Below are 12528 nucleotides of genomic sequence, written 5' to 3' on the forward strand. Positions count from 1 at the left end.
CGCGCCTGACCTTGCCGCCCGCCCCCGCCACGCGCAGCTCGGCCTGGGCGCGGCGGGTGAGCTTGCGGGCGGCGTGGACGGCCCCCGGGTCCCCGGCCTTGAGCCTGGGCCAGACGTCCTCCAGCCGGTCGGCGGTGGGGCTGCGTTTCGTCATGTCTCTTTCCCTCCAGACGGCGCCCGGGCGGGGGCGCTCAGTAGACGGCGGGCAGGGGCACGGGCCGGGTGGGCAGCGCCTCCCCGAAGGCCGCGTACCGCCGCGCCGCCCCGGGGTCCCCCGGACCATACAGGATGGTCACGGGCGGCGGCGAGAGCACGTTGACCGGCAGCAGGGCGAGCCGCCCGGTCTCGTAGGCCCCCAGGTCGAGGTAGACGTGGCGGTCCACCTGCACCGGGGACTGGACGGGCGTGTGCCCGTGCACGCTGTACGTCACCCCGGAGGGCAGCGGGAAGGGCCCGTCGAAGGGCCGCAGCCACAGCGCCGCCGCCTCGGGGTTGGGGTACTGGCGGTGCGGCACGGGCGGGCTCGCGTGCGCCACGAGGACGCTCAGCCCGGCGGGCGGCTCGCCCACCACCTCGCCGCTCGCGGTGACGTACACCACCCGGCGCAACACATCCAGGTATTCGGCGAGGGGGGCGGGGAAGCGTTCCAGGGTCAGCCCGCCGAGCTCGCGGCGCACGCTCTCGCCGCCGTTGCCCATCCACCAGCGGAAGCCCTCCAGCGCGCGGCGGTAGTCGCCGGGGTCGCCCGTCTCCTGGAAGCGGCGGTACCACTTGAGTCCCTCCCAGGCCATCCGCTCGTGGTTGCCCATCAACAGGGTCGCCCGGCCCTGGCGGTGCAGGTCGAGCAGAATCTCGGCGCAGTCCACGCTGTGCAGCCCCCGGTCGATGGCGTCCCCCAGGCTCAGGAAGTGCGTGTCGGGCCCGAAGGTGTCCCCCGCGTAGCCCACCGCCGCCGCGAGGAGGTCCGCCCGCCCGTGCAGGTCGGGGATGATGACGACGGGACGGTTCACGCGCCCTCCCCGTCATCCGGCGCGTCGCTGAAGTCGAGCAGGGTCTGTTTACTCCGTTCGCGCAGGAGGCGCGCGCCATCCGGGTCGGGGGTGAACTCCACGCCCCGGGCGGTCACGCTCACCCGGTAGGCCGCCCCGTCGCGCGCTCCCGGCAACCACTCCGCCGGAAGCTGGAACGTCCGGCCCCGGGTGTCCTCCACGTCCGCCAGGCCCGCGTCCTCGTCGAGTACGTCCACTACCAGTCCCTCGCCCGCCCACGTCATGCCCGCCAGTCTACCCGGATGAACACCGAACGCTTCCCCCTTTGGGGGGATGCCCCCCGCCCCCGCGTCTGCTGGGATGGGAGCGTGATGCCGCCTTCCCCCGCACGCCCCCCTGCCCTACCCTGGAGCCCATGACCCGCCCCGACTCCCCCCCCGTCACCCGCCGCCGGGTGCTGCGCGGCCTGCTGGGCGGCGGCGCGGCCCTGGGGGCCCTCGGCGGGGCGGGCGCGGCGCAGGCCTACGCCTTCGGCGTGACGCGGGAGCAGGCGACCCTGCCGGGCCTGCGTTCTCCCCTGCGCGCCGCCTTCCTCACCGACCTGCACTACGGGCTGTATGTCGGCCCCGGAAGCGTGCGCGCCTGGGTGGACGCCACGAACGCCGAGCGCCCCGACCTCGTGCTGCTGGGGGGCGACTTCCTCGACATCCCTTCCGGCGACTCGCCCGCCGCCCTCTTTCCCGAACTCGCCCGGCTGCGCGCGCCGCTGGGGGTGTACGGCGTGTGGGGCAACCACGACTACGACTCCTTCGGGCGCCGCGACTCGCGCCGGGGAGGCCGCGCCCGCCCCGACTGGGAGGCGCGGCGGGAGAGCCTGACCGCCGAGTTCGCCCGCGCGGGCGTCACCCTGCTCGTGAACACCGGGCAGGCGGTCCGGGACGACCTCTGGCTGGGCGGCGTGAACGACTTCTGGCAGCGCGACGCCGACCCGGCGGCGGCCCTGGCGGGGGCGGGGGAGCGGGCCACCCTGCTCCTGAGCCACAACCCCGACGTGCTGCCCGAGCTGCCCGCCCGCGTCGGCCTGACCCTGTGCGGGCACACCCACGGGGGCCAGATTCGCCTGCCGCTCGTCGGCGCCGTGCACGTGCCCAGCCGCTACGGGGGGCGCTACGCGATGGGCTGGGTGCAGGGGGCCTTCGAGAGCCCCGCCTACGTCAGCCGCGGCCTGGGCACGAGCGGCGTGCCAATCCGCAACCTCTGCGAGCCGGAGGTCACGGTGCTCACGCTGACGGGGGAGTGAGGGGCTAGTCTGGGACCGTGATGCCCTGTGGCGCTTGATTTGATTCCCGCTTCCCTCCGCGAGAAGTACGAGGTGCATGAGTGGAGGCACGCCTGCGCCATCCTGGCCGCCGACTTCCCAAGCGAGTGGAACGACCTGTTGGAACTGCTCGGCAGTTTTTGGCTGTGCCGGTCCTGGCTTACGTCGGGCGGGGGCAACAAGAGCCGCGTGGCCGACGCCATCGACCGGTTTTTGGCAGAGCGGGGCTGGCGCGAGAAGAAATTCGACACGGCGGTCACCGTGGACGGGGTACGCAAAGACAGCCCCACGCACAGGGTGGACTGCTTCAAGAATCGAGTCGCTCTAGAGGTCGAGTGGAACAACAAAGATCCTTTCTTCGACCGTGATCTGAACAACTTCCGGTTGCTTTTCGACCTGCGGGCCATCAGCGTGGGGGTCATCATTACCCGCTGTGATCACCTGCAAGACATCTTCAACCGTCTGGGGCGGGGAAGCAGCTACGGCATGAGTACCACGCACATGAGCAAGCTGCTGCCCCGCATTGAGGGCGGCAGCGGCGCGGGCTGCCCCATTCTGGTGGTCGGGATCAGCGAGCGGGTCTACCGGGAGGACTGCTGATGGCTGGGGAAGTCACCGTGGATGGGGCCGTGCCAACGCCTGCCGACGACTTCCGCCGGGACGTGCAGGGCCGCTTTGCCACCATCCTCGCCGCCCCGCCGTGGCAGTTCACGAACCGTACCGGCAAGGTCGCGCCCGAGCACCACCGTTTGAGCCGCTACCCGACGCTCGACATAGAGGCCATCAAGACCATTCCTGTCGCGGAGGTCGCCGCGCCCACCGCCCACCTCTATCTGTGGGTACCTAACGCCCTGCTGCCCGAGGGACTGGAGGTGCTGAGCGCTTGGGGCTTCACGTACAAGACCAACCTGATCTGGCACAAGGTCCGCAAGGACGGCGAGCCTGACGGGCGGGGGGTCGGCTTTTACTTTCGGAACACGACTGAAATCATTCTCTTCGGCGTGCGCGGCCCGAATGCCCGAACCCTGGCACCGGGGCGCAGTCAAGTCAACATCCTCAAAACGCAGAAGCGCGAGCACTCCCGCAAGCCCGACGAACAGTACCGGCTCATCGAGGCTTGCAGTCCCGGCCCCTACCTCGAACTGTTCGCGCGGGGCGCCCATCCCGGCTGGACGGTCTGGGGCAACCAAGCGGATGAGGCATACACGCCCACCTGGGACACTTACGCCAACCACTCCGGGGTGAAGCGGGCCGCGCTGAGATTGCCCTCCCTCTTCCACGACGGGGCCGACGACTGACCCGTCACGCTGACGGGGGAGGGGACGGGGTAAGGGGTCCCGGTCCCTCCCCGCCCAGCACCCGCAAGAAGGCCGCCACCACCGCCGGGTCGAACTGGGTGCCGCTTCCCGCCTCCAGGTAGCCCACGGCCTTCGCGTGGGTCCAGGCCCGCTTGTAGGGCCGCTCGCTCACCAGGGCGTCGTACACGTCGCAGGGGGCGAAGATGCGCGCGCCCAGCGGAATCGCCTCGCCCGCCAGCCCGCGCGGGTAGCCCGTCCCGTTCCACCACTCGTGGTGGCTCAGGATCACGTCGAGCGCCCCCCGCGGCAGGAAGGGCAGTTGCTCCGCGAGCCGCGCCCCGTCGAGGACGTGCTCCTCCATCCGGGCGCGGGAAGGGGGGTCCAGGCGGCCCGGGTGGTGCAGGATCGCGTCGGGAATGCTGATCTTGCCGAGGTCGTGGAGGTAGGCCCCCCAGCGCAGGGCCCGCAGCGCCGACCCCCTCAGGCCGAGCAGCGCGCCCAGCCGCACGGCGAGCGCCGTCACCCGGTCGGTGTGGCCCTGGGTCTCGGCGTCGCGGGCCTCCAGGGTCAGGCCCAGGACCCGCAGCGCCCCCTCGTGCGCGGCCTGCTCGCGTTCCTCGGCGTCGAGGCGGGCGGCGACGAGCGAGAGCAGCCCGGTCACGCCCGCGAAGAGGGTCCGCTCCTCTTCGGTCCACCCGTGCGGCGTGAAGGTGTGCGAGAGCAGCGCCCCGACGAGCCGCCCGCCCCCGTCGTGGATGGGCGCGGCGGTCAGGGCCAGCACCCCCAGGTCCGGAAAGCCCGCCGCCTCGGGGTGCCCGCGCGTGTCCCCGAAGAACAGCGCCCCCTGGGTCCCCACCAGCGCCCGCAGCAGCGGCAGGTCGGCGGGCAGCCCGTGGGCGAGCAGCGCCTCCATCACGGGCCCCGCGGGCATCTCCCCGCTCGCCGCCCGCGCGTGGAAGGTCAGGGTCCCCTCCCGCAACTGGAAGTACCCTGCCCCCACCGCGGCGGTGCGCTCCACCAGCGCGTCGAGGGCGGGCCGCATCGCGCCCCCCAGGTCCGGGGCCGTGAGCCCCAGGCGCGTGAGCCCGAGGGTCAGGTCGGCCACCGAGGTCGCCTGCTCTGCGCCGGGCACCGCGGTCGTCCGGGGGGGAAGGGAGCCTGCCATGCCCCCAGCGTACGGGCCGGGTCGTCGGAAAGGTTGTGAGGGCAACGGCGACGGGCGGCCCCCAACGCAAGGGGACCGCCCGGCCTTCGCCCGCCCCGTGCTCAGGGCAGCGGGAAGCCCCCGGCGAAGGCGTGGACCTCCGCCTTCACCTCCTCGCCCCTGAGCGCCCGGTCGATCAGATCGGCGACCTTGGGCATGTCCTCCTCCACCATGCCGCGCGTCGTCACCGCGGGCGTGCCAAGGCGGATGCCGCCCCCGTGCAGGATCTTTTCCGTGTCGTACGGCAGGGTGGACTTGGAGATGGTGATCGCGTTGGCGTCGAGCCGTTTCGTCGCCTTCGTGCCGTTGAGCCCCTGCGGGCGCAGGTCGAGCACGAGGAGGTGGTTGTCGGTGCCGCCCGACACCACCCGGTAGCCCCGGTCCTGGAACGCCTTCGCGAGCGCCTGCGCGTTGCGGATGACCTGCGCGCTGTATTCCCTGAACTCGGGCCTGAGCGCCTCCCCGAACGCGACCGCCTTCGCGGCGATGACGTGCTCCAGCGGTCCGCCCTGGTAACCGGGGAAGACGGCCCGGTCGATCTTCGCGCCCAGCTCCACGTCGTTGCTGAGGATGATCCCGCCGCGCGGCCCCCGCAGCGTCTTGTGCGTCGTGGAGGCGACCACGTGCGCGTGCGGCAGCGCGTTCGGGTGCACGCCCGCCGCGATCAGCCCCGCGATGTGCGCGATGTCCGCGAAGAGGATCGCCCCCACCTCGTCGGCCACCGCCCGGAACGCGGCGAAGTCGATGGTGCGGCTGTACGCGCTCGCCCCCGCGATGATCATCTTGGGCCGGTGCTCGTGGGCGAGGCGGCGCACCTCCTCCATGTCGAGGAGTTCGGTCTCCGGATTCACCTTGTAGCCGACGATCTTGTACCGCAGCCCCGAGAAGTTCACCGGGTTGCCGTGCGTCAGGTGCCCGCCGTGCGAGAGGTCCATCCCCAGCACCGTGTCCCCCGGCTCGATCAGCGCGTTGTAGACGGCGAGGTTCGCGCTGCTTCCCGAGTGCGGCTGCACGTTCGCCCACTCGGCGCCGAACAGCTCCCTGACCCGCTCGATGGCGAGGCGCTCGACCTGATCGACGACCTCGCAGCCACCGTACCAGCGTTTGCCGGGATACCCCTCCGCGTACTTGTTCGTCAGCACACTCCCCTGCGCCTCGCGCACGGCGGCGGAGGTGAAGTTCTCGGAGGCGATCAGCTCCAGCCCCACGCGCTGACGCTCGGCCTCCTGCGTAATCAGGTCGAAGACCGCCGTGTCGCGGACGGCGAGGGCGGGTTTCTCGGCGGTGCTCGTCATGGGGGTACGGTAACACCGCGGGGTGAGGCGCAGGAGGGGCCTGTCTCCGCAAAGGGGACGTGGGGCGCGGCACGGGGGCGGCACGGGGAAAGGACGGAGCTACGGCGTCCCGCGCACCGCTTCCTATGCCTCTCCCCCCAGCCTTCCCCGCACCTCCCGCAACTCCGCCTCGCCCGCGAGCACGAGCACGCTGTCGCCCGCCGCGAGTTCGGTCGCCCCCTTGGGAATCAGGAACTCCCCAGCGCGGTGGATCAGGATGACCAGGGCCTCCGGCGGCAGGTGCAGGTCCACGATGCGGGCCCCGTCGGCGTCGCTGCCTGCTCCCACCTCGACCTCGACCATCTCGTTCTTGCCCTGCCCGGTGGGGGTGTAGGTGATGGGGTAGGCCGCCTGGGGGGGCCGCGTCTCGCGCACGCCCAGCCAGCGGGCGACGAGGGTGAGGGTGGTGCCCTGGAGCAAGACGCTGGTGAGCACGATGAAAAAGACGATGTTAAAGAGGGTCTGCGCCTGCGGCACCCCGGCGAGCAGCGGGAAGGTGGCGAGCACGATGGGCACCGCGCCCCGCAGCCCGACCCACGCGACCATCGTCTTCTCGTTCAGGGGCATCCGCGCCCGGGCAAGGCTGAGGTACACGCTGACGGGCCGCGCCACGAAGACGAGCACCAGGGCGCAGGCGAGCGCGAGTCCGGCGGTGGGCAGCAGCTCGCGCGGATTGACGAGCAGCCCCAGCGTGAGGAACATGCCGACCTGCATCAGCCACGCCAGCCCGTCGTGAAACGAGATCAGGCTGCGCTTGTGCAGGAAGTCGGCGTTGCCCAGGATCGCCCCCGCGATGTAGACCGCGAGGAAGCCGCTGCCGCCCACCACCGCCGCCCCGCTGAAGATCGTCAGCGCGAGCGCGAGGCTGAGGACCGAGTACAGCCCCTCGAACTGGAGCTGCACCCGGTTGAGCACCCACAGCGCCGCCCGCCCCAGCACCACGCCCAGCACGGCCCCCAGGACCATCTGGCGCAGGAAGAGGGGCACGATGTCGAGGATGCCCGAGCCGGGATGCGAGATCAGCTCGATGATGCCGACCGTCAGGAAGACCGCCATCGGGTCGTTCACGCCCGACTCGAACTCTAGAAGGGGATCGATGTCGCCCTTCAACCCGAGGTTGCGCTCCTTGAGGACGGAGAACACGGCGCTCGCGTCCGTGCTGCTCACGATGGCGCCCAGGAGCCACGCGCCGAGCCACGAAAAGCCGAGGGCGAAGTGGGCGAAGACGGCCATCACCCCCGCCGTGAGGAGGACGCCCAGCGTCGCCAGACTCAGGCCGCGCCTGACCACGGGCCGCACGAGGCGCCAGTTGGTGTCGAGCCCGCCCTGAAAGAGGATGAAGCACAGCGCGACCGTGCCCAGCGCCTGCGCCAGCCGGAAGTCGGAGAACTGGATGCCCAGCCCGTCCGACCCGGCGAACATCCCCACGCCCAGGAAGAGCAGCAGCCCGGGAACGCCCAGCCGCCCTCCCAGCCGACTCACGACCAGGCTGGCGAGGAGCAGCACGCCCGCCACGAGCAAGAAGACCTCGACCCGAACCTCACCCATGCGCCGCATGGTGGCACGGGGAGGAGAGGCGGTGCCGCGGGCAACAGAAGAGGCCCGCGCCGCGTCCTGCCTCCCAACCTTGACCCCCACCCCCGCGCCCGCTACCCTGACCGCATGACGCCCCGCGCCGGTACACGTTCGCCCTTTACGGGCCGCGGGGCCACGCTGACCTGACACCCGGTCCAGCGCCTTGCCCCGCCGCTGTCAGGTGGCGGGGTTTTCTTTTTGTCCCAGGAGTCCCCATGAGAGAAGAAGCCCTGCAAGCCATCCGGGAAGCCCCCGACCTCGACACCCTGCAAGCCGTCAAGACCCGCTACGTCGGCAAGAGCGGCCTCGTCACCCGCGAACTCGGCACCCTCGGCAAGCTCCCCCCCGAGGAGCGCAAAAGCCGCGGCGCGGAGATCAACGCCCTGCGCCAGACCATCGACGCCGCACTGGGGGAGCGCGAGGTCACCCTCAAACGAGAGGCCCTCGACGCGAGGCTCGCCTCCGAGGCCATCGACGTGACCCTGCCCGGGTTGGGTCTCCCGGCGGGCGGGTTACACCCCATCAGCCGCGTGTACGACGACCTCGTGGGCCTCTACGAGCGGCTGGGGTACACGGTCGTGGAGGGCAACGAGGTCGAGGACGAGCACCACAACTTCGAGGCGCTGAACGTGCCGTGGTATCACCCCGCCCGCGACCTGCAAGACACCTTCTGGCTGGAGGACGGTCGATTGCTGCGGACCCACACCAGCCCGATGCAGGTGCGCTACATGGTGGACCACGAGCCGCCCCTCAAGGTCGTCGTGCGCGGCAAGGTCTACCGCTACGAGGCCACCGACGCCACCCACGAGGCGATGTTCCACCAGCTCGAAGGCCTCGTCGTCGGCGACGGCATCAGCATGGCCGACCTCAAGGGCACGGTCGCCGAGATGGCGCGCGGGCTGTACGGGCCCACGGCTAAGGTCCGCTTCCAGCCGAGCTATTATCCCTTCGTGGAGCCGGGTGCCGACTTCGCGGTGTGGTGGGACAACCCGCGCGGCGAGAGCAAGTGGCTCGAACTCGGCGGCTCGGGCATGGTCCACCCCAACGTCTTCAAGGCGGTGGACGACCTGCGGGCAGAGCAGGGCAAGCCCCGCGTGTACGAGGGCAAGACGGGCTTCGCCTTCGGGCTGGGGCCGGAGCGGATCGCCATGCTCAAGTACGGGATTCCCGATATCCGTTACTTCTACGCGAACGACCCGCGGGTGATCGGGCAGTTCCGGGGGGAGTTGGGGTGAAGGTTTCGGTGCGGCTGGCGACGTTGGCAGACGTGCCTGCGATTGTGCGGGTTTGCTCCGAAGGCTGGCGCGACACTTACCGTAATTTGCACAGTCCTGAGTACATAGAGGATGTCGTCGCCCGCTTTTACAATCTGGAGCGCATCGCTTCTGAGATCGGCTCGCGTGACGACTGGGACGGTTGGCTGGTTGCCGAGATGGCTGGTCAGGTCATCGGCGCTTCAGGTGGTGGAAAAACGGGCGAGAAAACTTGGGAGGTCTTTGTCCTGTACCTAGATCCATCCAAGCGCCGTCAAGGAGCGGGCCGCGCCCTATTGAATGCCATGACCTCTCAAGCTCTAGCACACGGGGCCATAGAGCAGTGGGTTGATGTGACGCAGGACAATCAGAAAGGTTTGCCCTTCTACGAAGTGATGGGCTTTGAGGTTCGTGAGCGGCGTGAGGTCCGGAGTCGGAAAACAGGGGAACCTGTTCGGTCTTTCCGCATGGCCCGCCTCTTGAGACAGGAAATCGTGGGGGAGTTGAGGTGAATGTTGGAAGGGTTGACCAGCCCGTTCACCCCCTCCCAACCTCCCCCCTCAAGGGGGAGGGGTTAGAGAGGCCTTCGAGCTTCCAGGACCTGCTGAATTCGTTCCAGCACGCTATTCAGGTTGTTCCTGACCTCGTTGTTCCAGAATCGCAACGTCTCGAAACCGTGCTCGGTCATGTCCGCGTCTCGTTCGCGGTCCGCCGCGCTGTTCAGGTGTTGGCTGCCGTCGAGTTCGATGATGAGTGTGCGCTCATAGCACACGAAATCCGCCACGTACCGCCCCATCGGTTCCTGCCGCCGGAAACTGACACCCAGGCCCTTGCCACGCAGATGCCGCCACAGCAACGTTTCTTCCGGTGTCATCCGCTGGCGCAAGGAACGCGCGATCTCCGAAGACGGACTGGTTCTAGCCCAACGCTGAGACACACGCCACCCTAACGCGCCCTTCCTTCTTTTCTCCTCTCCCTTGACTCGTAGAGCTGCGCAGCAGAGAGGGGAGGCCGGGAGGGGGTGAACCGTCCGAGCAACCCTTCCCCCTCTCCGCTCAACTCAACTCCCATTGAGGTCCCCATGAAACTCCCCCACTCCTGGCTCCAAGAACTCCTCCCCGGACTCCCCCCCGCCCCCGACCTCGAACCCATCCTCGCCAGCATGGGCCTGCCGCTGGAGGGCGTCGAGGAGGTCCCCGCTCCCCCCGAGGGCGTCCTCCTCGCCGCCATTACCGCCGCCGAACCTATAGAGGGAACCCAACTCACGAAACTTGCTTTGGATGTGGGGCCGCACGGCCCGCGCACCATCGCGTCCGGTGCCCCCAACGCCGTCGGCCTGCGCCCGGGCACGATGGTCGCCCTCGTCACGCCCGGCACCCGGCTCGGCGAGGTCGAGTACGGCGTTCGGCAGATGCAGGGCGTCGAGTCCTGGGGCATGGCCGCGAGCGCGAAGGAACTCGGCGTCGGCGAGAGCAGCGCGGGGATCATGCTGTTCCCGGCGGGCACGGCGGCGCCCGGCACGCCCATGCGTGACCTGTGGCAGGCGGACTCCGTGCTCGATGTGGAGGTGACGCCCAACCGCGCCGACGTGCTCAGCGCCCTCGGCCTCGCGCGGGACCTCGCGGCGTTCCTGAAGCTCGATCTGGTGGAGCCGGAGAAGGGGCCACGCCCCAGCGGTGAGGGCGAGATTCGCGTCTCCCTGCCGCCGCGTGGCGTCACCATCGAACGCGACCCTTCCCGCAAGATTCGCTTCGGCTGCGACCACTTCGCGGCACGGACGGTGAACGGCGTGCGGAACGGCCCCTCCCCGCTGTGGATGCAGCGCCGCATCACGCTCGCCGGGATGCGGCCCATCGACCTGATCGTGGACACCAGCAACTACGTGATGCTCGAACTCGGCCAGCCCACCGCCCTCTACGACCGCCGGGACGTGGTAGACGACCAGATCATCGTCTCCTTCGGCCTGCGCCAGGGCGAGACCGTGCGCGACCTGCTAGGGAACGAGCACACGGTCGGCCCCGAAGACCTCCTCATCCGCGACGGGGGAGAGGTCCACATCCCGACCGTGATGGAGGCCTTCGCCACGGCGGGCCAGCCCAAGCCGGGCCAGGGCGTCCTCGGCATCGCGGGCATCATGGGCGGCGACCACGGGCACGTGCGGGCCGACACGGCGGACGTGGTGATCGAGTCCGCCCACTTCGACCCCGTTCTGCTGCGGCGCACGAGCACCCGCCTGGGCCTGAAGACGGACGCCGTGTACCGCTACGAGCGCGGCGTGGACCCCCTCCTCGCCCCGCGCGGCGCGGACCGGGTGGCGGGCCTGCTGGCCGAGCACGGCGGCGGGCGGGCCCACCCCGGCGCCACGGTCGTCGGCACCCCCGACCTCCCTGGAGCCATCGAGGCGACGGGAGGACAGATTCGCGCCCTCCTGGGCATGGAGGTGAACACGGAGGAGATGGCCGACATCCTCACCCGCCTGGGCTGCCGGGTCGAGCGGGGCGGCGACCGCCTGACCGTGACGCCGCCCTCCTGGCGCATGGATATGAACATCTGGCAGGACCTCGCGGAGGAGGTGGCCCGGCTGCACGGGTACGGCGACCTTCCCGAGACGCTGCCGAACCTGCGGGTCCACGAGAGCAACCTGGGCGCGGAACGGGAGAGCACGGCGAGAACCACGCTGCGCCGCGCCCTGAGCGGCCTGGGCTTCCAGGAGGTCGTGACGTACACCTTCACGAGCGACGAGGAGGCGGGGCGAGCCAGGACCGAGACGCCCACCGTCCGCCTGCGTAACCCCCTCACCGCCGACCGGACGGGGATGCGCACGGCCCTCTATCCCAGCCTGCTGCGGGCCGCGCAGGTCCACCCCAGGGGCGAGCGGGTCCTCCTCTTCGAGATCGGGCGCGTCTTCCCCCAGGAGGGCGAGCGCGAACGGCTCGGTCTCCTGATGCGCGGTCCCCTCGCGGCGGACACGTACCAGCCGGGGGTGGCCGGGTCCTTCGGCGCTTTCCGGGGACTGGTGGAGGCGCTGGCGTCGGGCCTGGGGGCGAGTCTGGAGGTCCGCCAGCTTCGCGGGGACGCGGCGCCGCCCGCCCTGCATCCCGGAATCGCCGGGGAGGTCGTCTGGAACGGGCAGGCGGTCGGCTGGCTCGGCGCCCTGCACCCGGAGATCGCCGGGGAGTTCGGGCTGAGGGGCGACACCTTCCTGCTGGAGGCCGCCCTCCCGCTGCCGGGCCGCGCGTGGACCTTCCGCGACCCCAGCCGGGCCCCCGCCGCGTGGCGCGACCTCGCGGTGATCGCTCCCCAGGAGGTCAGCTACGGAGAAATGGCCGCCCTGCTGCGGCGCGAGGCGGGCGAGTTGCTGGAGAGCGTGGAGCCCTTCGACGTGTACGTGGGCGCCCCCATCCCGGAGGGCCAGCGCAGCGTCGCCGCGCGGCTGGTGTTCCGGAGCCAGCGGACGCTGACGGACGCCGAGGTGGACCCCATCATGGACCGCCTGATCGGGGCCGTGCGGGCGCAGGGGTGGAGCATCCGGGAAAAATAAGGACCGCGGAACAGGG

Annotated in this window: 12 protein-coding genes; 6 read left to right on the forward strand and 6 right to left on the reverse strand. The window is 70.6% G+C overall.

The window, feature by feature from the left end; translation table 11 throughout:
* Positions 1–191: 191 nt before the first annotated feature.
* Complete coding sequence (locus A7B18_RS16185) at positions 192–1010, reverse strand: metallophosphoesterase (RefSeq protein WP_102127741.1); 819 nt, start codon at positions 1008–1010, stop codon at positions 192–194.
* Entirely contained in the window at positions 1007–1273 is a 267-nt protein-coding gene (locus A7B18_RS16190) for a hypothetical protein (protein ID WP_102127742.1), read from the reverse strand. Before A7B18_RS16190 ends, A7B18_RS16185 begins: the two co-directional genes overlap by 4 nt.
* 131 nt (positions 1274–1404) lie before the next feature.
* Between A7B18_RS16190 and A7B18_RS16195 the strand changes: the two genes are divergently transcribed.
* Genes A7B18_RS16195 through A7B18_RS16205 form a run of 3 tightly spaced genes read left to right on the forward strand, consistent with a single transcriptional unit; the run spans position 1405 to position 3605 of the window.
* The gene (locus A7B18_RS16195) at positions 1405–2289 is read left to right on the forward strand and encodes a metallophosphoesterase (protein ID WP_102127743.1); all 885 of its coding nucleotides are present in this window, start codon (positions 1405–1407) and stop codon (positions 2287–2289) included.
* A 27-nt stretch (positions 2290–2316) separates the two neighbouring features.
* The gene (locus A7B18_RS16200) at positions 2317–2907 is read left to right on the forward strand and encodes a BglII/BstYI family type II restriction endonuclease (RefSeq protein WP_102127744.1); all 591 of its coding nucleotides are present in this window, start codon (positions 2317–2319) and stop codon (positions 2905–2907) included.
* Between the two features lie 29 nt (positions 2908–2936).
* A complete protein-coding gene (locus tag A7B18_RS16205; protein WP_219722147.1) occupies positions 2937–3605 on the forward strand; it encodes an MT-A70 family methyltransferase in 669 nt (222 codons plus the stop codon).
* Positions 3606–3609: 4 nt separating this feature from the next.
* Here the strand turns inward: A7B18_RS16205 and A7B18_RS16210 are convergent, their stop codons facing one another.
* The 3 genes from A7B18_RS16210 to A7B18_RS16220 all read right to left on the reverse strand — a co-directional run bounded on the left by A7B18_RS16210 (position 3610) and on the right by A7B18_RS16220 (position 7691).
* Positions 3610–4770 carry an HD domain-containing phosphohydrolase gene (locus tag A7B18_RS16210; protein ID WP_102127746.1) on the reverse strand — a complete coding sequence of 387 codons (1161 nt, stop codon included), beginning with the start codon at positions 4768–4770 and terminating at the stop codon, positions 3610–3612.
* 101 nt (positions 4771–4871) lie between these two features.
* On the reverse strand, positions 4872–6104 hold the full coding sequence (gene glyA / locus A7B18_RS16215) for a serine hydroxymethyltransferase (RefSeq protein WP_102127747.1): 1233 nt from the start codon (positions 6102–6104) through the stop codon (positions 4872–4874).
* A gap of 123 nt (positions 6105–6227) precedes the next feature.
* The gene (locus A7B18_RS16220) at positions 6228–7691 is read right to left on the reverse strand and encodes a potassium/proton antiporter (protein ID WP_102127748.1); all 1464 of its coding nucleotides are present in this window, start codon (positions 7689–7691) and stop codon (positions 6228–6230) included.
* Positions 7692–7933: 242 nt separating this feature from the next.
* Here A7B18_RS16220 and pheS point away from each other — a divergent pair, with 242 nt between their 5' ends.
* On the forward strand, positions 7934–8953 hold the full coding sequence (gene pheS / locus A7B18_RS16225; RefSeq protein WP_102127749.1) for a phenylalanine--tRNA ligase subunit alpha: 1020 nt from the start codon (positions 7934–7936) through the stop codon (positions 8951–8953).
* Positions 8950–9483: a GNAT family N-acetyltransferase gene (locus A7B18_RS16230; RefSeq protein WP_219722148.1), complete on the forward strand. Its 534-nt coding sequence runs from the start codon at positions 8950–8952 to the stop codon at positions 9481–9483. The genes pheS and A7B18_RS16230 overlap by 4 nt, the downstream gene beginning before the upstream one ends.
* Positions 9484–9545: 62 nt before the next feature.
* Here the strand turns inward: A7B18_RS16230 and A7B18_RS16235 are convergent, their stop codons facing one another.
* Positions 9546–9908 (reverse strand): endonuclease domain-containing protein, encoded by a 363-nt coding sequence (locus tag A7B18_RS16235; RefSeq protein WP_281260166.1) that lies wholly within the window; start codon positions 9906–9908, stop codon positions 9546–9548.
* 144 nt (positions 9909–10052) lie between these two features.
* On the opposite strand from A7B18_RS16235, the gene A7B18_RS16240 reads away from it, so the two are divergent.
* Entirely contained in the window at positions 10053–12512 is a 2460-nt protein-coding gene (locus A7B18_RS16240) for a phenylalanine--tRNA ligase subunit beta (protein WP_102127751.1), read from the forward strand.
* The last annotated feature ends 16 nt before the right edge of the window (positions 12513–12528 follow it).

Source organism: Deinococcus planocerae, assembly GCF_002869765.1.
GTDB lineage: Bacteria > Deinococcota > Deinococci > Deinococcales > Deinococcaceae > Deinococcus > Deinococcus planocerae.

What these genes read in the sequence shown, in the direction of transcription:
- A7B18_RS16190 (WP_102127742.1), bottom strand. Translation starts at nt 1,273, where the DNA reads ATGACGTGGGCGGGCGAGGGACTGGTAGTGGACGTACTCGACGAGGAC.
- A7B18_RS16195 (WP_102127743.1), top strand. Translation starts at nt 1,405, where the DNA reads ATGACCCGCCCCGACTCCCCCCCCGTCACCCGCCGCCGGGTGCTGCGC.
- A7B18_RS16210 (WP_102127746.1), bottom strand. Translation starts at nt 4,770, where the DNA reads ATGGCAGGCTCCCTTCCCCCCCGGACGACCGCGGTGCCCGGCGCAGAG.
- glyA (WP_102127747.1), bottom strand. Translation starts at nt 6,104, where the DNA reads ATGACGAGCACCGCCGAGAAACCCGCCCTCGCCGTCCGCGACACGGCG.
- A7B18_RS16220 (WP_102127748.1), bottom strand. Translation starts at nt 7,691, where the DNA reads ATGGGTGAGGTTCGGGTCGAGGTCTTCTTGCTCGTGGCGGGCGTGCTG.
- pheS (WP_102127749.1), top strand. Translation starts at nt 7,934, where the DNA reads ATGAGAGAAGAAGCCCTGCAAGCCATCCGGGAAGCCCCCGACCTCGAC.
- A7B18_RS16240 (WP_102127751.1), top strand. Translation starts at nt 10,053, where the DNA reads ATGAAACTCCCCCACTCCTGGCTCCAAGAACTCCTCCCCGGACTCCCC.